This window comes from Longimicrobiaceae bacterium (assembly GCA_035696245.1).
In the GTDB taxonomy this organism is placed as follows: domain Bacteria; phylum Gemmatimonadota; class Gemmatimonadetes; order Longimicrobiales; family Longimicrobiaceae; genus DASRQW01.
This window is the reverse complement of the sequence record DASRQW010000512.1, coordinates 1-20,308: the sequence shown is the minus strand read 5'-3', so window position 1 is coordinate 20,308 and position 20,308 is coordinate 1. Positions and strand designations below refer to the sequence as shown.

Here is a 20,308-nt window from a genome sequence, read left to right as displayed (position 1 = left end):
GGACGAGCGCGGGGTAGCCCAGCACCGGACGGCGCGTGAACGCCGGCAGCACGGCGGAGACGATGCCGGTTGCGGGGATGAAGATGATGTAGACTTCCGGGTGCCCGAAGAACCAGAAGAAGTGCTGCCACAGCAGCGCGTCTCCCCCTTCGGCCGGGTTGAAGAAGTGCGTGCCGATCAGCCGGTCCATCGCCAGCATCGTGGTGCTGGCGGCGGCGATCATGGTCATCGCCACGATGACCATGAAGGCGGTGACCACCTCGGCCCACACGAAGAGCGGGATGCGGTTGAGCGACATCCCCACGGTGCGCTGCTTGAACACGGTGACGATGATCTCGATGGCGCCGATCAGGGCGGCGATCTCGGTGAAGGTGATCATCTGCGCCCACGTGTCGACCCGCTTGCCGGGCGCGTACTCCGGCCCGGAGAGCGGCACGTACGCCGTCCACCCGGTGTCCGGCCCCACGTTGAACCAGAAGCTGATCCACAGGAACGCGGTGCCGAAGAAGAACACCCAGTAGCCCAGCGCGTTCAGCCGCGGGTATGCCACGTTGCGCGTCCCCACCATCAGCGGCACGAGGTACAGACCCGCCGCCTCCATGATGGGCACCGCGAAGAGGAACATCATCGCCGTGCCGTGCACGGTGAAGAGCTGGTTGTACCGGTCGGGCCCCACGAAGTGGTTCTCCGGCCGGGCGAGCTGCACGCGCATGAACAGCGCGTTGATGCCCGCGAGCACGAAGGAGATGAGCGCGGTGACCACGTAGCGCTTGGCGATGGACTTGTGGTCCACCGAGGTCATCCACCCCCAGAAGCCGGGCCGGGGCGCCCACGTGGCCTCCAGCTCGGCCAGCTCGCGCGCGTCGCGGGCCGGGTCGGCGATCACGGGAGGCGGCGGCGGGGCGGCGGCTTCGGGCCTCACTTGAGCCCCTCCAGGTAGGCGATGAGGGCGCGCAGCTCCTCGGGCTTGAGCTGGTTGGGCGGCATCTGCGTGCCGGGCTTGATGGACTGCGGGTCCACCACCCAGCCGCCCAGGTGCCCCGGCACGTTGGCGATGGTGCCGGATGCGAGCGACATGCGGCTGCCCACGTGCGTGAGGTCGGGTCCGTTGCCGGCTCCCGCGGCGGTCCCGCGGATGGCGTGGCACATCGCGCACGAGTTGCTCATGAAGGCGGTCTGCCCGGCACGCCGGGTGGAGTCGGCGGGGGCGGCGGCGGGCCGGAGCTGCGCCCTGTACCACGCGTCGAACTTCGCGGGCGATTCCGCCACGACCCAGAAGGACATGTGCGCGTGCTGCATCCCGCAGAACTCCGCGCACTGCCCGCGGAAGCGCCCCGGCCTGTCGGCCCGCAGCAGCACGTGGTTGGTGTAGCCGGGAATGAGGTCGCGCTTGCCGTGCAGCCGCGGGACCCAGAACGAGTGGATCACGTCTGGCGCCTCCAGCTTCACCAGCACGGGACGGCCCACCGGGATGTGGATCTCGTTCGCCGTCACCAGCCGGTTCTGCGGCACGGTGTCCTCGTACTGCACCTCCCACCACCACTGGTGCCCGGTCACGGTGAGCTTCAGCGGCTGCGTGCCGCCCACCTTCGCCATCGCCCGCTGCGTCCCGAAGTCCGCCAGCAGCCAGACGAAGAGCACGGCCACGGTGCCGCCCGTGAGCCACGCTACCGTGCGCCCCATCCTCCGGTCGCGGTCGGGAGATGCGGGCGCGTGGTCGCCCCGGCGGCGGCGGAGCACGGCCCACGCGGTCGCGGCGAGCACCGCGATGAAGACGGCGGTGGAGATGACGCCCGCGAACACCGCCAGCCGTTCGATCCGCTCCGCCTGCGGCCCCGCGGGATCGAACATCGACTGCTGGCCGCGGCAACCCGCCATCGCCAGCATCGCCAGCGGTGCCGCGAGCGCTGCGAGGCGGATGCGGGACCCGAAGCCCGGACGCGGCGCACGTGCCTCGCCCCGCGCAACGACGGACATGCATTCCGAGTGCACGGAACCGTCCGCGGCCCGCGCGGCGGTCTTTCCGCCGTCGTAGCCTGCGCGTTCACGCGCCGGGCGTCGCGTCCCCGTCCGCGGATGAGGCATCACGGCTTGTCGAGCTTCACGGGGCTCTGCGACTGGACGGGGTGCTTGGTAGGGTCCACGTCCGTCTCCGGCTGCTTGCCCTGCATCTCGTCGCTGCGGCCATTGCGCACGTCCTGCCGCACGCCCAGCGCGCTGAGCGAGCGCACGTACTCCACCAGCTTCCAGATCTCGTCGTTGCCCAGCCGGCTGCCGAACGCGGGCATGCCGTTGGGACGGCCCTCGGAGATGGTCTCGAAGATGTTCTCCGGCTCGCTGCCGTAGATCCACTGGTCGTCCATGAGCGGCGGCCCCATGCCGCCCCCGCCGTGCGAGTGGCAGCCGCTGCAATTGTACCAGCCGAAGAGGCGCTTGCCCTCGCTCACCGCGTAGGCGTTGCCCTCGTACGGGCTGTGCGCCACCAGCGCCGGCGAGCGCGGGCCCGGAACCAGGCTCACGTCCTGCACCAGGCTGCCCGGCGTGGCGGAGGGCGGAAACGTCTTGAACTCGCGGTCCTCGCGCTTGCAGCCGGCGGCCAGCAGGGCGGCGCAGGCCAGGGCGAGGGCTGTGGGCGTGGCGCTCATGGGGCGGTGCCTGGGTTGGCGGCGGGCGTGGCGGCGCCGGGGCGCGGCACGCCGTACTCGTCCAGCAGCCGCGCGATGTCCGGCCCGCGGCGGCGGATGAAGTCATCCAGCTCCTGGTGCAGCACGGTGTCGTGGCGGCGCGTGCCCATGGAGATGTCGAACGAGAAGGGCATGAACGGCGGGTCGATCTGCGGCGTCACCGGCACCAGGCGCAGCGGCACCGGCGAGCGGCGCGCGAAGTACCCCGCCATGGGCCCCCACGCCAGCGCCACGTCCACCTCGCCGCGCGCGACGCCGCGGACGATGGCCGCGGGCGGGCTGTCGCTGCGGTAGTCGCCGTAGACGCTGTAGCCGTGGAGATTGCGGGCCAGGCCGCGGCGGACGAGGGCGTGCACGGGCGGCGGGTTGGCCCCGTCGTCGCCCAGCACCTGCACGCCGATGCGCAGCTTCCGCAGCGCCGGGTCGTCCAGAGAGCCGATGGCGGGGCCGCCGTCGCGCTTGGTGACGAACACGTACGTGGACCGGTAGTACGGGCGCGTGGTCCAGGCCATCTCCAGGCTGGTCGGCACGCCCATCACCACGTCGCAGAGGCTGGCGTTCAGCGTGTTGCGGAAGAAGCCGCGGCGCTGCGCCCACCAGGTGTACTTGACGGTGGCGTGGAGGTCCTTCGCCAGCATGTCCGCCAGGCGGTTCTCGAAGCCCTGCCCGCGCTGGTTGCTGAACGGCAGGTTGTTCGGGTCCGCGCACACCCGCAGCTCCCGCGCAGGCGCCGCCTCCGCGCGCCCGCAGGCCGACGCAGCGGTGCAGGCGAGGAGTGCGAGCGCGAAGATGCGGGGGATGCGTGGGTTTCGGCCGATGGGCGCGGTTCGGCCAATAGGCGTGCCGGGGCTCCGCCGGGGGTATGAAACCCCCGGCTTTGAACTGCGGTCGTCCTGCGGACGAGGCTCCGTGCGCGCCGCATCGTTGTCCGATGCGAGGGGCTGAGTCGCATCCGCGAACAGGCCGCGCATCGGCAGAGATGGGGAGGGCAAGTGGGAGATGTGGATCGGCATCTGCCGAGTGCCGCGCATCTTCCGAATGCTCTGCATCTCCAGACTGATCTGCATCTCCAGACGGCCCGACATCTCCCGACCGCTCGACATCTTCCGATCACTCGACATCTTCCGGCTGCCCAACATCTCCCAAGCGCCGTGCATCACCCGACCAACCGCGGTTGATTGGGCGCTCCACATCTTCCGGACACTGGAGATGCGGACGCGGCTCGGCGCCCGGGCGGCTTGAGGCCGGCCGGGGAGGATGCGGGCGGGGAGGGCGTCAGGGCAGGGCGAAGACATACAGCGTGCCGCCCTTGGTGGAGTATTGCGGGAGGTCCTTCATGGCGTTCCCGAAGCCCAGCGCGATGGTGGAGTCGCGCGGGTCCAGGCCGCCGGCCACGATGGCGCCGGACCAGCCGCCCACGCCGTCCAGCACGGCCAGGTACTGCTTCCCGTCCGGCCCGCGGAACGTGGTGGGCTGGCTGATCACGCCGGAGCCGGTCTTGAACTGCCAGAGCGCGTGGCCGCTGCGTGCGTCCACGGCCTTCACGTAGCCGTCCATCGTCCCGTAGAACACCACGTCACCCGCGGTGGCCAGGGCGCCGCTCCACACCGGGAAGCGCTCGGTGAGCACCCAGGCGGCGCGCTGCTTCACGGGGTCCCACGCGGTGAGCAGGCCGCGGTAGCCGCCGGGGCCGGCGTACATCTTCACGTTGGCGCCCACGTACGGGGTCCCGGCGATGTAGTTCGCCTCGGCCCCCTCGAAGTCCATGCAGATGTTCTGGTGCGGGATGTACAGCAGCTGCGTGCGCGGCGACCAGCTGGAGGGCTGCCAGTCCTTCGCGCCGGGCGCGGCAGGGCACACGTTGCGGATCACCTTGCCGGTGGAGGGGTGCAGCGCCTCGTTCTCCACCGGCCGCCCCGTCTTCAGGTCCACCCCCAGCGTGGTGTTGATGTGCATGAACGGCGCTGCCGAGATGACCTCGCCCGTGGTGCGGTCCAGCACGTACAGGTGGCCGTTGCGGTCCGGGTGCAGCACCGTCTTCCGCGCCCGCCCGCCGATGTTGAGGTCCACGATCACGTTCTCGTTCACGCCGTCGTAGTCCCACAGGTCGTGCGGGTTGAACTGGTAGTACCAGCGCGCCTCGCCTGTGTCCGGGTTGCGGGCGAAGATGCCGGCGGTCCACTTGTTGTCGCCCGGCCGCGCGTCCGCGTTCCACGGGCCGGGGTTTGCGACGCCGGCGTAGATCAGGTTCAGCTCGGGGTCGTAGCTGATCCACCCCCACATGGTCCCGCCGCCGATCTTCCACTGGTCGCCCACCCAGGTCTTCACGCCCAGGTCCGTGCCGCGGTCCTGCGCGTAGAACGGGTGGAAGCCGGGGCCGATGAGCACGTCCTTGTCCGGCCCCGTGGCGTAGGCGCGCCACGCGATCTTGCCGGTGCTCTCGTCCAGCGCGGTGAGCCAGCCGCGAACGCCCATCTCGCCGCCGCTGTTGCCCACGATCACCTTGCCGCGCACCACCAGGGGCGCCATGGTGACCGTCTCGCCGATGTTGATGTCGCCGACCTTGGTCTTCCAGATCTCCTTGCCCGTGGCCGCGTCGACCGCCACGGTCTGCGCGTCGAGCGTGTTGTAGATGACCTTGCCGTCGTGGTACACGGCGCCGCGGTTCACCACGTCGCAGCAGGCCACGCCCTGTGCGGCGGCCAGCGGCTGCGGGTTGTACGCCCACTTCTGCGTGCCGTCCGGGTTCAGGGCGTACAGGGTGTTGGGATAGGGCGTGACGACGTAGATGGTGCCGTTCGCGTACAGCGGCGCCGCCTCTTGCCCGCGCGTGACGCCGGTGGAGAAGGTCCAGGCCACGCGCAGGTTCTTCACGTTCTGGGTGTTGATCTGGTCCAGCCCGCTGAAGCGCGTGCCCTGGAAGTCCTTGCTGGGCATGGTCCAGGTGCCGTCGTCGGCCACGGCCATGCCGTTGGACGCCACGGGGCCGGACGGTTTGGGGGGCTGCGAATCGCCGTGCGTCTGCTCGGGCTTGGGCGCGCCGCACGCCCCGAGCGCCAGCGCGAGCGCCGCGGCGGCGAGCACGGCGGCCGGTAGGGCGCCGGCCGGGCGAAGGCGGGTTCCTGGTCTGGTCACGGTATCGTGGATCGGAGAAGCGTGATCCTTCACCTTCGCGGCGCCGCCGCCGTGGGGACCGGCGGCACCGCGCACGCCGTGCGACGTTCCGGCACGGGCGAGCTTTCCGGAAATCCCGGACCCTCGGTTTCCGCCCGATAGCAAGCGCCATTCCACTTGCGGTGTATCGTCACGACCCGCGGGAACGCAGGCGTTGCTTGGGTTCTCGCCCTGCCCATGCCTGAATCGCGCCGCGCTGGACCGCAACTATGTAACAGCATTGTGGCAGTCGCGGCGGTCTGTTCCGTGTGCGACCAGTTCCATGCCGCCGACGTCTTCAAAAGGGCGTGGGCGTGCCGCGCCTGGCCTGTCTCTCGCATCTCGGCGCCACGTTACGACGGCCCGTCATCTCCGGTCCTCACCCATACGCAAGCCCACACTCCATGAGCACCGAGCCGCCCTGGACCCGGCGCCGCTTCCTGCTGTCCGCCGGCATGGCTGCGGGCGGCGCACTGCTCGCCGCGCCTTCGCTCCGCGCGGGCGTTCGCGTCCCGCCCACGGGCGCGCTGCGCCTGGGCCTCCTCGTCTCGGGAGATGCGACCGGTGCGTCCGCGCGCGCTGGGGTCGAGCTCGGCGTGGAGGAGGCAGCTAGAACGGCGGCGCTCTTCGGCCGCACCGTGGAGCTGGTCCGCGCGACTTCGTCCTTGGGAGATGCCGTCGCGGCCGCGCGCTGGCTGGTGGCGGACGGGAACGCGCAGGTCCTCCTCTCCGCGCTTTCAGACGATGCGATTGCGCAGGTCTCGGCGGCGGCGGACGGGCTGCGCATCCCCCTGCTCAACCTTACGGCCACGGGAGATGCGCTGCGAGGCAGAGATTGCCGTCGCTCCGCCTTCCATGTCGCCCCCAGCCGCGCGATGCAGTGCGATGCCGTCGCGGCGTGGCTCGCCGGCACGCGCAACGCGAAGCGCGTGAGGGTGCTGGCGGATGCGGGAGATGAGGGGCGCGCCATCGTCGACCGGCTCGCACGTGCCCTCCGTGCGCACGGCGTGGAAGTCGCCGGCAGCCCATCTCCCGACAAGACGGGCCCCGGTAAGCCGGGCGTGGTGACGGGGCCTGGAGATGCGCGGCCGGACGCCGTGGTTTTCGCCCTCGGCCAGACGGAGCGCGCGTCGCTGCTCGACGCGTGGCGCACGGCGGCAACGAATCCCCCGCTCGTCGAGATTCCGATGGGCGCATCTCCCGACGCGCCTTCGCCGGTTGAAATCTTTCAACCGGCGGCTTGGCATGCGTCGCTGGACCGGTTCGGGGCGGACCAGCTCAACCAGCGCTTCCAGTCCCGGGCCCGACGCCAGATGGACGATGCGGCGTGGGCGGGATGGGCCGCGGTGAAGATCGCGTGGGAGGCGGCGGCGCGCGGGCGGGCGCAGGACGGCCCCGGCATCGCCGCGTTCCTGGAGCGCGCCACGGCGCAGATGGACGGGCAGAAGGGTTGGCCGCTCTCCTTCCGCGCGTGGGACCACCAGCTCCGCCAGCCGATGTACGTCGTTTCGCGCTCCCCCGCCGCGCCCGCGGGCCGCGTATCAGGCGAGCTGCCCGCGGGCGAGCGAAGCGCATCCGCATCCTCCGTCGCGCAGCTCGACGCGCTGGGCGACGCCGCCGCATCCACCGCCTGCCGCTGGGGAGACGCATGAGCTTCGGAGTTCTCCGAGCAGCCGCGGCCGCGGCCTGCCTCGCATCCACCGTCCCGGCGCCGTTGGTTGCCCAGCGCCCGGCCGCACGCCCGGCGCTGGCGTTCGTGAGCAACGAGGCGTCGCACAGCGTGTCGGTGATCGACGTGCGCACGTCGCGCGTGGTGGCGACTATCGCCGTGGGCGCGCGGGCACGCGGCATCCAGGCGAGCCCGGACGGTCGGCGCGTGTACGTGGCGCTCAGCGACGACCAGCCGCAGGTGAAGGGATCGGTGGATGGCATCGCGGCGATAGACGTTGCGACGCGGCGGGTGGTCGCGCGCTACCCCGCCGGCACCGACCCCGAGCAGTTCGCCGTGACGCCGGACGGCACGCGCATCTACAGCTCCAACGAGGACGCGGGTCTGGCGACGGCGACCAGCCTGCGGACGGGGCGGGAGATCGGCAGCTACGTGGTGGGGATCGAGCCGGAGGGCGTTGCGGCCAGCCCGGACGGCCGCTGGGTCTACGTGACGGCGGAGACGAGCAACAGCATCTCCATGATCGACACGCGCGCGGGCCGCGTGGCCGCCACCATCCTGGGCGACGTGCGGCCGCGCGCCGTGGCCTTCTCGCGCGACGGCACGCGGGCGTACGTGACGGCCGAGATCAGCGGCACCGTCACGGCCATCGACACGCGCACGCAGGAGATCGTGGGCCGCGTGGAGCTGGAGGGGGGCGAGGGGAAGCCGGTGGGCGTGACCGTGTCGCCGGACGGGAGGCGGCTGTACGTGGCGAACGGGCGAACGGGCGTCGTCTCCGTCGTCGACCCCGTGGCGCAACGCGTGGTGGGCCGCATCCCCGTGGGTCGCCGTCCGTGGGGCGTCCGCCTCTCGCGCGACGGCTCGCGCCTCTACGTCGCGAACGGCATCTCCGACACCGTCTCCGTCATCGACACCCGCCTGAACCGCGTCGTCGCCACCATCCCGGTGGGCCATCGCCCGTGGGGTATCGCGCTGGTGGACTGAGGGTGGGAGGTGCTGTGCGGCGGAAGGGGTGCCCCCTCCCCCAACCCCTCCCCCGCAAGCGGGAGAGGGGAGCTTATCCCACAGTGGGGGCAAGGGTTACGTCGATTTCGACTCCGGGGTGAACGGGTCTGCCTGCGAAAAGCAGGACGGCGACGCAAGCCGGCTGCCTCCAACGCATCGACGCCACAGAATCGCGCTAAACCTCGCTCCCACAAGCAGTTCTCCCCTCTCCCGCTTGCGGGGGAAGGGGCTGGGGGAGGGGGCATCCTTTCCGATGCGAAACCTCCACCGCATCCCGATCTAACCCTCTATCCCGCCGCCTCGGGAATCCCCAGCGCCTCGTTGACCGCGCGGAAAAGCCCGTCCGGCTGCACAGGCTTGGGGAGGAAACCCACTGCGCCCATGCTCATCACCCGCGCCGGCAGGGCGGCATCGGTGGCGCCGCTCACCACGATCACGGGGATGAGCGCCGTCTTGGTGGACGCCTTGAGCTTGGTGAGCGCCGTGATCCCGGTGCCGCCGGGCATGTTGATGTCCAGCAGGATCAGGTCGGGATGCGGCGCGCGCATCGCGAACATCAGCGCCTGCATGGCGTCGAACGCCGGGACGATGTCGTGCCCGCGGGTCCGCAGGATGGCCGCCAGCGCCGCCGAGACCACGGGGTCGTCGTCTGCGATCAGGATCCTCACGCGTCGTCTCTCTCCGGCACGGCTGGGTTGATGAGATGCATCCCGAACGTTCCGCGGCGTTCCGCCGGCGGATGGTCCGCCTTCTCGCCCCCTATGGCAAAAGACGGCGGGATGTGGGCCAGGCCGCACCAGCGGGGCAACTCGCGTACCGGGACGATTGCGAGCGGCGTGCCCGGCGGCTATTGGTGAGGGCGTCCCACGCGCGCCGCGCCGTCCGCACGCCGCGCATCCCCCAGCCCGCCAGCCCATGCGCACCCTCGCCCGCACGCTGCTCTTCGCCGCGCTCGCCACGTCCGCGCCCGCCGCCGCGCAGGACCGCCGCCCGCTCACCCCGCTCGACCTCTACCACCTGCGCACGGCCGGAGACGTCGCGCTCTCGCCCGACGGGCGCAGCGTCGTGTACGTGGTCACGCAGCCCGACTCGGCCGAGAACCGCTACCGGCGCGACCTGTGGATGGCGCGCACCGACGGCTCCGGAGCGCCGCGGCGGCTCACGTGGACGGGCGGGGCCTCGCTCTCGGCCCCCGCCTTCTCGCCCGACGGGACGCGCCTCGCCTTCGTCGCCGCCCGCGCGGGAGGCCGGCCGCAGGTCTGGATCCTCCCGCTGGCGGAAGGCGGCGACGCATGGCCGCTCACCAGCCTGAAGACGGGCGCGTCCGGCCCCGTCTGGTCGCCCCGCGGCGACCGGATCGCCTTCACCTCGTCTCTGTCGCCCGCGGAGCTGGACACGGCGCGCGCCGACACGGGCAAGGCGCGCGTGGACGCCGCCGCCATCCGCCGTATCGACCGGGACCGTCCCGCCGCGCTCGCCGCCATCCGCGCCAAGCTGGCGAACGACGCGCGGTCGAACGATCCGCGCCTGGTCACCCGCCTGGAGTACATGGGCGAGACGTCGGTGGAGGACGAGGAGAGCTGGCGCCAGGTCTACGTCGTGGACGTGCAGCCCGAGGCGAAGCCGCTGGCCCTCACCGCCGCGCGCTGGGAGAGCGGCGCGCCCGCGTGGTCGGCAGACGGCGCGTCCATCGTCTTCTCCGCCTCGCAGCCGCGCGGCGCGTACCACCCGGACTACGAACGCGAGTCCGACCTCTTCGTCGTCCCCGCGACCGGCGGCGCCCTCCGCCGCATCGCCGAAGCCGGATCGGCCGAGTCCGCGCCCCGCTACTCGCCGGACGGGCGCTGGCTGGTCTACGAGCGCGAGCGGGTGGACACGCCGTTCGTGGGCGCCGTGAACACCGAGCTGGTGGTGATGCGGCCGGACGGCACCGACCGGCGCAGCGTCACGGCATCGCTCGACCGCTCCGTCACCTCGTACGCCCTCACGCGCGACGGCTGGCTGTACTTCACCGTGCCGTCCGAAGGCTCCGTCCTCCTCTACCGCACCCGGCTGGACCGCATCGCCCCGGAAGCGGTGGTGACCGGGCCTCGCGGCGTGCTCTCGTTCGACGTGGAGGGCGGCACGGTCGCCTGGTCGCAGATGAGCCCGCAGCGCCCCAGCGACGTCTACGCCGCCTCGCTCACGGGCGCGGGCGAGCGGCGGCTGACCGCGCTCAACGACTCGCTGCTGGCCCGCGTGTACGTGGGCGACTACGAGCCGCTGCGCTACGCCTCGTTCGACGGGCGGCGCGTGGACGGCTGGTTCATCCGCCCCATCGGCTGGCGCGCGGGCAGCCGGCCGCCGCTGGCGCTGGAGATGCACGGCGGCCCGCACACCATGTGGGGCCCCGGCGAGGCCAGCATGTGGCTGGAGTACCAGTCGCTCGCAGGCGCCGGCTACACCGTCTTCTTCTCCAACCCGCGCGGCTCGTCGGGCTACGGCGAGAAGGGGCTGCAGAGCATCCACCGCGAGTGGGGCTCGCCGCCCGCGCAGGACATCCTCATCGGCGCCGACAGCGTGATCGCGCGCGGGCTGGCCGACCGCGACCGGCAGGCCATGACGGGCGGCAGCTACGCCGGCTACATGACGGCGTGGATCGTGGCGAAGGAGGCGCCGTCGCGCTTCAAGGCCGCCGCCGCCCAGCGCGGCGTGTACGACCTGGGCACCTGGTGGGGAAGCTCCAACACCTGGCGGCTCTTCGAGGACGAGTTCGGCGCGCGGCCGTGGGAGGACCCGGCCATCGTGCGGGCGCAGTCGCCCATCACGTACGTCGCGAACGTCCGCACGCCGCTGCTCATGCTGCACGGCGAGGCCGACTACCGCACCACCATCGCCGGCGCCGAGGCATTCTACCGCGCGCTCAAGGTGCTGGACCGCGAGGTGGAGTTCGTGCGCTACCCGCGCGAGGGCCACGAGCTCACCCGCTCGGGCGAGCCCGCCCACCGCGTGGACCACATGCTCCGCATCATCGAGTGGTTCGACCGCCACATCCGCCCGGACGCCAGATAACCGGCGATTCGATAGATGCGAGACCCGGGAACCAGCCCTCGCGGCAGGTGCCCGCATCTCCCCGATGCCTCCTCGTCCCGTGAGATGCGCGACATCCATCGGCCTCGGGAGATGCGCCGCGTTGGACGCGCAACGAACCCTCGGCGCGTAGGGGTGCGATTCATCGCATCCGATCGCTCTCCGCATGCGCACACGCCGCGCCGCGCCTCACATATCGCGCCCCGCATCACCCCCGCTGATCGAGAGGATGGATGAAAGACGAAGGGCCCGCTCACCCGAGCAGGCCCTTCGCCGTTCATCCTCCACGGAGATCGTGCTGCGGCTGACCCGTCAGTAAGTCCGCCCGCCTGCGCTGTCCCCGCCCGCGGGTGCGGACGTCGAAGCCGCGCCGCCGGGCGCGCCGGTGGTATCGCCCGTCACCGTAGCCCCGGTCTTCGGCTTGCCGGCGGCGCAGAACCGAGCGACTTCCTGCATCACGGGCACACACGCGGGCTCGGTCGGCTGCATCGCCCTGCACTTGTCCTGTGGCCACCGCGCGGTCGCCATGATCTCGGTGGGTGCCGGCACGCCCGCGCAGAGCTCGGCCGAGGGGCGGCTTTCGCCCTTCAGGCAGCCATCCACGAACCCCCCGCTCGCCATCGCCGAGGAGAGGTCGGTGTGCTTCCCGGCCCGGGCGAGCGCCTGGGTCACGCAGCCCTGCTCGTCCGTACCCTTCGCCGCCGCCGCGCCCTCCACCTTGGCTGCGTCACCGGCGGCCATGATCTGCTTCCCGTTCTTCTTCCACCAGTACGACCCTGCGACGCCGACCAGGATTACCAGGAGGACGACACCGGCCGCCGCGATGAGGCAGCCTTTCAGGCACCCGCTGGACTTCTTGGTGCTGGGCGGGGGCGGCGGGAACACGGCTCCCGGCGTCGCGGCCCGCGCATGAGGAGGGGGAGGGAGCGGATCGGCCGGGCGCGGCGGATCGTTCGGGACGCCGGAGTCGTTGGGCAGCGTGGGATCGTCGGGATTGCTCATCGGGAGGGATGGCAGGGGGGAATCGTGGTCCGGAGTGGACCCGTGCAGTGACACGAGAGCGGCCGGGGAGGCTCGCCCGGAGAACATATGCCGCCCCACCTCATCTCGCGAGAGGGACGATGCGCTCCGTCGTGTCCGATCCTATCATCCGTGCTCGCCACACCATGCAAGCCGTGCTTCTCGCAAGCAGCTCGCCGATCACCCAACCAGGAGCAGATGATGCGCTACGAGGTAACGCTGCACGAATCGGAGGATGGCGTCGCGGCAAGCTGCCCCGCCCTGCCCGGCTGCTGGTCGCAGGGCGCCACCGAGGCCGAGGCGCTGGAGAACATCCGCGATGCGATCCGCGAGTACCTGGCCGCGAAGCTCGTCATCGGGTCGAGCGGAACGAGCGGCGACAACTCGGGGGAGAGGATGTAGATCGGCGGATCGGCCCGATCTCCGCCCCGTCACTCATCCCCACGCCGTCTCAATCGTCCTCGTACATCCGCCGCTCCTCGCGGGCGAGGATCTCGCGCAGGGCCTGCTCCCACGTGATGCGGTCACTCATGGCCGTCGCCTGCGCGGCGATCCACATCTTCCGCATCACGACGTCGCTGGTGCCCACGCCCAGCCCCTCGCGCGTACGGCGCAGCTCGGCCGCGCGGCGGGCGATCGGCAGCAGCTCCTGGGGGATGTCGTCCTCCGTCTCCACGTAGGCCGCGCCCGCCGTCTCCGCCGTGCGCCCCTCGCCCGCCGCGCGCTCCGGGGCCGCCTTCTGCGCCCGCGTCATCTGCGGGTCGAGCGACACGCGCACGGCCAAACTGCCGTCGCCGAACGGCGCCCACCAGTCGATCAGCCCGCCGTTCAGCTCCTCCAGCATCTTCTCCACCGCGACCCGCACGGCGCCCTTCTGCGCACCCACCCGCCGGGCGCGCTCCACCACCAGCAGCAGGTCCGCGCCGGGCTGCTCGTGCGCGAACGTCTGGATCCAGCGCAGGGCGCGGTCGCGCGCCGTCTGCGGGCCCTCGCCGTGCACGTCCAGGCGGCGCGCGAGGGGAAAGCGGCGCGCCTCGTACTCCCGCGCGAGTTCGTTCCACTGCGCCACTGCCGCCGTCCGCGTTGGTGGTGATCCGCCGCGCGGCCACCCTGGGCCGCGCGTCTGCGTGCACCGCCGCCGCGATTGGAAGAACCGCGCCGCCGGGAACGCCGCTTGCAGCGCAAGCGGCCGTGCCACAACTCGTTGCGACACCTCGCAACCGGGCCCGCGCCACCAGGGGAGGAAGCATGCCACGCTACGACCGCCAGTACGACTACGGCCTCCGCGGCCCCGCCGAAGCCTTCCGCGGCCGCCAGCCGGGCCCGCCGCAGGGCGGCTTCGGATACGGCAACGGGTACGACTACGGCTACCGCGGCGGCGGCCAGGAGTACCGGCCCGCGCAGGTGCACGTGACGCAGCGCTACAACCGCGACTACGTGTTCGGCGGCGGCGCGCGCGACGAGCACCGCCTCAACTACGTGCCGTACGGCGGCGACGTGGAAGGCCGCGTGGGCGACATGCGGCAGTACGCGCGCCCATACTCCACCATCTCCGGCACCCGCACCTCGCGCGGCGGCGGGCAGCAGGTCGGCTGGGAGCGCGGCCCCGGCTACGACTCGCGCCCGCGCTACGACTCCGGCTACCGCTACGACTCGAACTACCGCCGCGGCGGCTGGTAGCGCACGGGAGCGCGGCGGCCGGGCTCCACGTCCGCGTAGACGCCGAAGCACGAGCGTCCCCCGCCTGCATGGCGAGGGACGCTTGTTCCGTATCCGACGCGCTCAGGCGGCGCGACCGCCCGTGAACCTGCCGCCGCGCCTGTCCGTTCCCCGCCCGCGCCGCTGGTCGATGCGCGACCTTCGCCGCCGGCCTCCCCGCCGGGCCCACCCGTCCAGCGACACCACCCCCTCCTCCTCCTCCTCCATTCCCATCTCCGGCAGCGCGTATGCCACCGTGTCTGCCGCCGCGCGTGCCGAGCGCGCGCTCTGGCGCTCCCGCTCGCGCGAAAGCTCCTCCATCACCCGCTCCGCCGGCACGCCCCACAGCACCGAGAGCGTGCCCAGCAGCGTCGCCGAAGCCCGCGACAGCATCCCGTCCGCCGCGCCTGCCCCACCCGTCGCGATCGCGCCGGGAAGGAGGCAGGTCGGGCCCTCCAGCTCGGTCCCGCGGTCGCGCGAGCGCTCCAGCCGCCCGCCCACGGCGACCACGATTCGCCGCGCGGCATATCGCCTACGGTGCAGCCTGCGCCCGCTGCAAAGCTGCCGCAGGCGCTGGCGCCACTCGGCACCGCCCGTCGCGCTCTCGCCCAGCAGCCACACGGCCGCGTACAGCTCGGCGAACACGCGCAGGTCCAGCTCGCGCACCACTTCGGGAGAAAGGTTGCCCAGGTAGTCCAGGAAGGCCGAGATACGGCCGGGACGGGCGAGGAGGAAGAGGACGACTTCCTGGCAGCCGCGGCGCTGGTTGCAGCGCACGCAGGCGGGAACGATGATGCGGGTGTCGTTGCGGCGCCCCCCCTTGGCCTGGGGGATCACGTGCTCGCGGGTGAGGGGTCGGTCCGGGGCCGCGGGGGCGCGGCAGTAGACGCACGTTCCGGTTCTGATGCGGTGCTCCAGGTCCTCTCGCAGGGCACCGCTGCCTTCGCTTCTCCGCACGGACGCTCCCGGGTTCGGGATTGCGCGGTGTCGGCGCTCGGGACGCGGCTCGGGGAGAGCCCGCGTGGTCCCGCTGCCGATCCACCCGCCTGTGCCGGTCCGTCCCCGCGCCGCGCTTCCGCCGCCGGGGCCGGACGCTCACTTCGCTGGTGCGCCAAAGCCAGAACGGTGCCAGGGTGGGCGGCCCCGTGTCACAGCTTGGGCGGTGAAGCGGAAACGATCCTCCGCGTAGGGGGGATGATGGATGTGCGAGGCGGGCGTCGAGCCGCAGAGGGCCGCGTTTCCCGGCGAGAGAAGGGAGGTGGGGCGCCGGGGAGTGGAGGCGGCCATGCCGCTCCCGGCCAATATGCGCACCGCCCGCCCGCCGCGCCAGGAACTCGTTTTCCGTCGCCCGCACCCGTCCCGGCCCTCGCGCAGTCGTACCCGCCGCTGCGGCCCGAAAGTTCCGTGCGGGCCTCCGCGACCGGCGGCCCCGCGGGGATCCCCGTGGGCCGGTGCGCCGCGGGTGTAACAAAACGGTGGGTGGAAACGTTCGCTATGTCGGGGGGAGACGACTATCTTGACACGGCTGTCGCCTCCCCTGCACCATGTGATCCGCGTCCGCCCGGCAGGGCGCCGGCCTCGCGGCCTTCTCCCCGTTGAACCGCAGCCATCGACATGAAGAAGGTCCGCCTCGCCCTTCTCCTCGCGTGCGCGCTCGTCTCGGGCTGCATCCACCGCGGCCCGCGCGACGTGCCGCCGCCCGAGTACGCGCTGATGGCGGGCACGTGGGAGAGCCCCGTCACGCAGGACCGGCACACCATCCGCTGGTACCAGGGGCGGTTCTACGTCACGCAGGTGGAGAGCAGCGGCGGCGAGAAGTACGCCCTCAGCTCCGTGCAGTGGAAGGACGGCATCCTGCGCTGGGGCTACCACATCCCCCAGCAGCGCTACGTGATGATGCTGCGCACCCGCGCCGTCACCCGCCGCACGCTGGAGTGCTACTGGTCGGACTCCGAGGGTCACACCCGCGACGAGATCCTCCGCCGCGTGGACCAGTAGCCCATCCCTCGGTAGATGGATGAGCAGAGCGCCGCCCGGTTCTCCCGGAGCGGCGCTCTTCGTATCAGCCGACTTTGGACCAGGGCGACCGTGAATCACGTCCGATAGGCGATCTGCCTGCCGTGGCGTCCGCCAAGCTCAGCTTGCCCCACAACTTGGATGGACGTTCGGAGGATGGACATCTCCGGCGGATGGTATACCTTGCGTCATCCCGCACATGCATCGCCGGCCCCGCTCGCCACTGCCGAAACCAACCGCGGCTCGGGCCGTAGTGTGCCGGGCGCACCGGCTGGGGCCGTGGCGCTGCGACGTTTCCCCGTGTTCCCGAGACAACAGCCATGTACGGCGTCCTCGTTCCCATCATCGCGGTCAGCATTCCCCTGGTGGCCGTCATCGGCCGTACCATCGTGGGCCCCGTGCTCGCCGCCATGGAGCGGCGCGACGGATCGGCTCCGCGCATCCAGGCGCTGGAGCAGCGCATCGCCATGTTGGAGCAGAACCTGAGCGGCATGGAGCAGACCGTGGAGCGCCTCACCGAAGAGAGCGACTTCCACCGCCGGCTCGCCGCCCCGCTCTCGCCCTCGGCCCGCGCGTAGCACCCGGCGGGAACGAAGAACGGTCCTCCGGAGATCAACTCCAGGGGACCGTTTCGCGTGTCTTCATCCGCCGTCATTCGCATCACTTCTTCTTGTGCGGGCGCTTCTTCGGCGACGGCGGCTCGTCCTCGCCATTCTCCACGCCAAGCACGTCTTCGATTACTTCGTCGAGTGCATCGGGGGAGGTTTCGACCGGCGTTGCGGGCGGCTCCTCCTTCGCCTTTCGCTTCCGGTTGCGCATGGGGTACTCCGCGCCGGGCCCGTGCGTCGCCATGACCGCGCGCTCCAACCAGGCTGCCAGGTCGGCCATCCATGGCTCCCGCTCGGCCGTCTCGCCGCGCAGGACGGCCGCGGCGCGCCGGATGGCCGCGTAAGCCTCTTCGGTGTCCGCCGGAAGAAGGTGCAGCAGGTCGCGCACGGCAGCCTCCATCGTCCAGACCGCCTGCTCCTCCGAGACGACGCTGGGATCGGTCTGCTTCCAGTAGTACGCCTCAAGCTTCAGGCGCACGGTCATCGTCATCTTGGGCGGCGTCTCGCTCAGGTAGCTACGGATCGTTTCGTACGCAACGCCCGTGACTCGCGCGATCCCCCGTAGTTTCAACTTGGGCAGGAGCTCCGCATAGAAAGCGCGAAGCTCCTTCTCGGGAACCTCCTTGCGGTTCCGCAGCCCGTAGACAAACCCGGCCGGCTTCTGACCGTTTTGTCCAGAATCATTATCGTTACACTGGGGATACTACGCCGGGCGCGGAGTGGCCGCAAGTAGGCCAGCCGTCCGCACCGGAAGCCGCCGCCGGAACCCGCTCAGTCCCGAGGCCGTTCGCGCGTGATCTCCTCGGGCAGGAACTCGCGGGGCTTGCGGACCTCGAGGTGAACGATGTCCCCGTCGTCCAAGTAGAGTTGGAGGGACGTCTTCTTCTGGCTCTTGCCTTGGGCGACCACGCGCACGATGGTACGGCCCGTCATGCGCTCCAGCTCCTGCAGGACGGCGAGGTCACGGATCGCGTATGCCTCGCTCAGCTTGTAGCGCAGCTCGTACACGGACTCGCACGCGAGCGACGCGACCTTCGCACGCTGGGGAAGCAGCTCGACCGACACGGTGGACACATGGCCGAGGTCCACCACGTAGTCGCCGCCGTCATGAGGAAGCCTCTCGAGCGGGAAGTACCCGATCCGCTGTCCGTCGCGGATACCTGGATGCCGCTTCTGCGCGAACGCGGAATACGGAAGGAGCGGTGCGACGACGACGAACGGATCCAGCGTGGGGTCGGCTTCCGCCTCCAAGATCGCCGCGTCCTCCGCCATCCCGCCGACAATCAGCTCCCGGACGCGCTCGTTGAAGTCCTTCTCCAGCTCGCAGTCGTGGCTCAGCACGAGCACCGGGCTGAATCGAACCTCGGCCGACACACCCGGCGCCCCCGTTCCGCTGGGCTCGTCCCACAGCGCCATCCTCTGCGTCGTGCCGAGCATTCGTGGTGCGGAACGAGGCGCCGACAAGTCGTGGCGTTCGGGAGGAAGCAGCGCCACGGACGGTGCGAGAACGATGTCGCCCTGCCGGAGTGTGCGGTGGGGAGATTCCTCGTACTCGGTCACGGGCGGGCTACGCTCGCGGACGGGTGCGGCGGAACTGGGGCTCGCGCGTATCGCGCGCGCCAGCACGAACGCGCTCTTCGCGGGTGAACGAGCTTTCGAAGTCCATCTCAGGGATCAGCCGGCGCGTGCGAACCTCGCCGCCCGTGGAGAAGACCCCCGCGTCGAACGCCTGCTGCAAGCCGGCGAACGCCTGCGGCTCACCGGTCGCGAACGGGGCGGCCGCAAGCCTTTCCCGCGCCTCGCGAAGCTGCTCCTCCAGGCGATGCAAACGGTCCGTGGCGACGAGCGTCACGTCGTCTCCGCGGTTCGGGCCGAAGGTTATCCGCTCCTCCCCGTAGGTAACGCGCTTCACGAGCTCGGAGAGGTTTTCCCGCACGTCCTTCATCGCCATGCCCATGTCCGCCTCCATCTGAAGAGTACATTTTGTAATACCACTATACATACTGGGCGGACGCATAGCAAGCCGGCGCAGTTCAGAGCATGCCGGCCCGAACGAAGAGCGGGGCCCCGGCCTTTCGACCGGAGCCCCGCATCTATCCTATCTACCGATCATCCGTCACACGTCGAGGTTCTTGACGTAGCGGGCGTTGGCCTCGATGAACTGGCGGCGCGGCTCCACCTCTTCGCCCATGAGGGTGCTGAACACCTTCTCGGCCTCCACCGCGTCTTCCATGGAGACCTGGAGCAGGGTGCGCGTGTCCGGGTCCATGGTGGTCTTCCACAGCTGCTCCGGATTCATCTCGCCCAGGCCCTTGTAGCGCTGCACGTGGATGCCCTTGCCGTCGCCTTCCAGGCTGCCGCCCTTGTAGCGCGTGAGGATCTCGTCGCGCTCGTCGTCGGAGTAGGCGTACTGCTCCTGCTTGCCCTTCTTCACCAGGTACAGCGGCGGCTGGGCGATGTAGACGAAGCCCTCGTCGATGAGCTGCCGCATCTGGCGGAAGAAGAACGTCAGCAGCAGGGTGCGGATGTGGGAGCCGTCCACGTCCGCGTCGGTCATGATGATAATCTTGTGGTAGCGCGCGTTGGCCAGCGAGAACTCGTCCTCGCCGATGCCGGTGCCGATGGCGGTGATGATGGCGCGGATCTCGTCGTTGCTCAGCACTTTGTCGAAGCGGGCGCGCTCCACGTTCAGGATCTTGCCCTTGAGCGGCAGGATCGCCTGGAACTCGCGCTTGCGGCCCTGCTTGGCGCTGCCGCCCGCGGAGTCGCCCTCCACGATGTAGATCTCGCTGATCTCCGGGTTGCTGCTGGAGCAGTCGGCCAGCTTGCCCGGCAGCACGCCCGTCTCCAGCGCGCTCTTCTTGCGCGTGAGGTCGCGCGCCTTGCGGGCGGCCTCGCGGGCGCGGGCGGCCGAGATCGCCTTTTCGATGATGGCGCGCCCCACGCCGGGGTGCTCGTCCAGGAACTCCGAGAGCTTCTCGTTCACCACGCTCTGCACGGCGCCCTTGATCTCGCTGTTGCCCAGCTTGGTCTTGGTCTGCCCCTCGAACTGCGGCTCGCGCACCTTCACCGAGATCACGCAGGTCAGCCCCTCGCGAACGTCGTCGCCCGACAGGCCCTCCAGGCCACCCTTCTTGAAGAGGCCGGTGCGGCGGGCGTAGTCGTTGATGGAGCTGGTGAGCGCGGCCTTGAACCCGGTGAGGTGCGAGCCGCCCTCGTGCGTGTTGATGTTGTTGACGAAGGAGAAGACGCTCTCGTTGTACGAGTCGTTGTACTGGAGCGCGATCTCGACGCCGACGTCGTCCTTCTCGGTGTCGATGTAGACCACGTCCTGGTGCAGCGGCTTCTTCGAGTGGTTGAGGTAGCCCACCATCTCGCGCAGG

The 20,308-nt window shown here is 70.8% G+C and carries 20 protein-coding genes; 7 read left to right on the top strand and 13 right to left on the bottom strand.

The window, feature by feature from the left end; genetic code table 11:
* The 5 genes from VFE05_22890 to VFE05_22870 form a co-directional block, all read right to left on the bottom strand.
* Positions 1-922: cbb3-type cytochrome c oxidase subunit I (locus VFE05_22890; GenBank protein ID HET6232942.1), on the bottom strand; the 922-nt coding region annotated here is incomplete at its 3' end.
* Positions 919-1,977: a cytochrome c oxidase subunit II gene (gene coxB / locus VFE05_22885; protein HET6232941.1), complete on the bottom strand. Its 1,059-nt coding sequence runs from the start codon at positions 1,975-1,977 to the stop codon at positions 919-921. The genes VFE05_22890 and coxB, both read right to left, overlap by 4 nt.
* Before the next feature lie 107 nt (positions 1,978-2,084).
* The gene (locus VFE05_22880) at positions 2,085-2,645 is read right to left on the bottom strand and encodes a c-type cytochrome (GenBank protein HET6232940.1); all 561 of its coding nucleotides are present in this window, start codon (positions 2,643-2,645) and stop codon (positions 2,085-2,087) included.
* Entirely contained in the window at positions 2,642-3,394 is a 753-nt protein-coding gene (locus tag VFE05_22875; GenBank protein ID HET6232939.1) for a substrate-binding domain-containing protein, read from the bottom strand. The genes VFE05_22880 and VFE05_22875 overlap by 4 nt, the downstream gene beginning before the upstream one ends.
* Before the next feature lie 565 nt (positions 3,395-3,959).
* A complete protein-coding gene (locus VFE05_22870; GenBank protein HET6232938.1) occupies positions 3,960-5,819 on the bottom strand; it encodes a methanol/ethanol family PQQ-dependent dehydrogenase in 1,860 nt (619 codons plus the stop codon).
* Between the two features lie 422 nt (positions 5,820-6,241).
* On the opposite strand from VFE05_22870, the gene VFE05_22865 reads away from it, so the two are divergent.
* Together VFE05_22865 and VFE05_22860 are read left to right on the top strand one after the other, a co-directional pair.
* Entirely contained in the window at positions 6,242-7,489 is a 1,248-nt protein-coding gene (locus tag VFE05_22865; GenBank protein HET6232937.1) for an ABC transporter substrate-binding protein, read from the top strand.
* Complete coding sequence (locus VFE05_22860; GenBank protein HET6232936.1) at positions 7,486-8,493, top strand: beta-propeller fold lactonase family protein; 1,008 nt, start codon at positions 7,486-7,488, stop codon at positions 8,491-8,493. The genes VFE05_22865 and VFE05_22860 overlap by 4 nt, the downstream gene beginning before the upstream one ends.
* 308 nt (positions 8,494-8,801) lie before the next feature.
* On the opposite strand, the gene VFE05_22855 is transcribed toward VFE05_22860, so the two are convergent.
* Positions 8,802-9,182, bottom strand: coding sequence for a response regulator (locus tag VFE05_22855; protein HET6232935.1), 381 nt, complete (start codon positions 9,180-9,182; stop codon positions 8,802-8,804).
* 247 nt (positions 9,183-9,429) lie between these two features.
* Between VFE05_22855 and VFE05_22850 the strand changes: the two genes are divergently transcribed.
* Positions 9,430-11,565, top strand: coding sequence for a S9 family peptidase (locus tag VFE05_22850; protein ID HET6232934.1), 2,136 nt, complete (start codon positions 9,430-9,432; stop codon positions 11,563-11,565).
* Positions 11,566-11,895: 330 nt separating this feature from the next.
* On the opposite strand, the gene VFE05_22845 is transcribed toward VFE05_22850, so the two are convergent.
* Complete coding sequence (locus tag VFE05_22845) at positions 11,896-12,585, bottom strand: hypothetical protein (protein ID HET6232933.1); 690 nt, start codon at positions 12,583-12,585, stop codon at positions 11,896-11,898.
* A gap of 216 nt (positions 12,586-12,801) precedes the next feature.
* Here VFE05_22845 and VFE05_22840 point away from each other — a divergent pair, with 216 nt between their 5' ends.
* Positions 12,802-13,005: a type II toxin-antitoxin system HicB family antitoxin gene (locus VFE05_22840; GenBank protein HET6232932.1), complete on the top strand. Its 204-nt coding sequence runs from the start codon at positions 12,802-12,804 to the stop codon at positions 13,003-13,005.
* 49 nt (positions 13,006-13,054) lie between these two features.
* Here the strand turns inward: VFE05_22840 and VFE05_22835 are convergent, their stop codons facing one another.
* Positions 13,055-13,672 (bottom strand): hypothetical protein, encoded by a 618-nt coding sequence (locus tag VFE05_22835; GenBank protein ID HET6232931.1) that lies wholly within the window; start codon positions 13,670-13,672, stop codon positions 13,055-13,057.
* A gap of 179 nt (positions 13,673-13,851) precedes the next feature.
* On the opposite strand from VFE05_22835, the gene VFE05_22830 reads away from it, so the two are divergent.
* A complete protein-coding gene (locus VFE05_22830) occupies positions 13,852-14,283 on the top strand; it encodes a hypothetical protein (protein HET6232930.1) in 432 nt (143 codons plus the stop codon).
* A gap of 102 nt (positions 14,284-14,385) precedes the next feature.
* Here the strand turns inward: VFE05_22830 and VFE05_22825 are convergent, their stop codons facing one another.
* Complete coding sequence (locus tag VFE05_22825; GenBank protein ID HET6232929.1) at positions 14,386-15,258, bottom strand: HNH endonuclease; 873 nt, start codon at positions 15,256-15,258, stop codon at positions 14,386-14,388.
* A gap of 657 nt (positions 15,259-15,915) precedes the next feature.
* Between VFE05_22825 and VFE05_22820 the strand changes: the two genes are divergently transcribed.
* Together VFE05_22820 and VFE05_22815 are read left to right on the top strand one after the other, a co-directional pair.
* Entirely contained in the window at positions 15,916-16,299 is a 384-nt protein-coding gene (locus VFE05_22820; GenBank protein ID HET6232928.1) for a hypothetical protein, read from the top strand.
* Positions 16,300-16,637: 338 nt separating this feature from the next.
* Positions 16,638-16,895 carry a hypothetical protein gene (locus tag VFE05_22815; GenBank protein HET6232927.1) on the top strand — a complete coding sequence of 86 codons (258 nt, stop codon included), beginning with the start codon at positions 16,638-16,640 and terminating at the stop codon, positions 16,893-16,895.
* A gap of 82 nt (positions 16,896-16,977) precedes the next feature.
* Here the strand turns inward: VFE05_22815 and VFE05_22810 are convergent, their stop codons facing one another.
* The 4 genes from VFE05_22810 to VFE05_22795 all read right to left on the bottom strand — a co-directional run.
* On the bottom strand, positions 16,978-17,415 hold the full coding sequence (locus tag VFE05_22810) for a hypothetical protein (protein ID HET6232926.1): 438 nt from the start codon (positions 17,413-17,415) through the stop codon (positions 16,978-16,980).
* Between the two features lie 281 nt (positions 17,416-17,696).
* Positions 17,697-18,362 (bottom strand): hypothetical protein, encoded by a 666-nt coding sequence (locus tag VFE05_22805; GenBank protein HET6232925.1) that lies wholly within the window; start codon positions 18,360-18,362, stop codon positions 17,697-17,699.
* A gap of 130 nt (positions 18,363-18,492) precedes the next feature.
* Positions 18,493-18,876, bottom strand: coding sequence for a hypothetical protein (locus VFE05_22800; GenBank protein ID HET6232924.1), 384 nt, complete (start codon positions 18,874-18,876; stop codon positions 18,493-18,495).
* Positions 18,877-19,041: 165 nt separating this feature from the next.
* Positions 19,042-20,308 (bottom strand): toprim domain-containing protein (locus tag VFE05_22795; GenBank protein HET6232923.1); only part of this gene is annotated, 1,267 nt, incomplete at its 5' end.

Excerpts from the sequence above, each read along its gene's own strand:
- coxB (HET6232941.1), bottom strand. The coding sequence starts at position 1,977 with ATGTCCGTCGTTGCGCGGGGCGAGGCACGTGCGCCGCGTCCGGGCTTC.
- VFE05_22880 (HET6232940.1), bottom strand. The coding sequence starts at position 2,645 with ATGAGCGCCACGCCCACAGCCCTCGCCCTGGCCTGCGCCGCCCTGCTG.
- VFE05_22865 (HET6232937.1), top strand. The coding sequence starts at position 6,242 with ATGAGCACCGAGCCGCCCTGGACCCGGCGCCGCTTCCTGCTGTCCGCC.
- VFE05_22860 (HET6232936.1), top strand. The coding sequence starts at position 7,486 with ATGAGCTTCGGAGTTCTCCGAGCAGCCGCGGCCGCGGCCTGCCTCGCA.
- VFE05_22850 (HET6232934.1), top strand. The coding sequence starts at position 9,430 with ATGCGCACCCTCGCCCGCACGCTGCTCTTCGCCGCGCTCGCCACGTCC.
- VFE05_22845 (HET6232933.1), bottom strand. The coding sequence starts at position 12,585 with ATGAGCAATCCCGACGATCCCACGCTGCCCAACGACTCCGGCGTCCCG.
- VFE05_22840 (HET6232932.1), top strand. The coding sequence starts at position 12,802 with ATGATGCGCTACGAGGTAACGCTGCACGAATCGGAGGATGGCGTCGCG.
- VFE05_22830 (HET6232930.1), top strand. The coding sequence starts at position 13,852 with ATGCCACGCTACGACCGCCAGTACGACTACGGCCTCCGCGGCCCCGCC.
- VFE05_22820 (HET6232928.1), top strand. The coding sequence starts at position 15,916 with ATGAAGAAGGTCCGCCTCGCCCTTCTCCTCGCGTGCGCGCTCGTCTCG.
- VFE05_22815 (HET6232927.1), top strand. The coding sequence starts at position 16,638 with ATGTACGGCGTCCTCGTTCCCATCATCGCGGTCAGCATTCCCCTGGTG.
- VFE05_22810 (HET6232926.1), bottom strand. The coding sequence starts at position 17,415 with ATGACGATGACCGTGCGCCTGAAGCTTGAGGCGTACTACTGGAAGCAG.
- VFE05_22805 (HET6232925.1), bottom strand. The coding sequence starts at position 18,362 with ATGCTCGGCACGACGCAGAGGATGGCGCTGTGGGACGAGCCCAGCGGA.
- VFE05_22800 (HET6232924.1), bottom strand. The coding sequence starts at position 18,876 with ATGGCGATGAAGGACGTGCGGGAAAACCTCTCCGAGCTCGTGAAGCGC.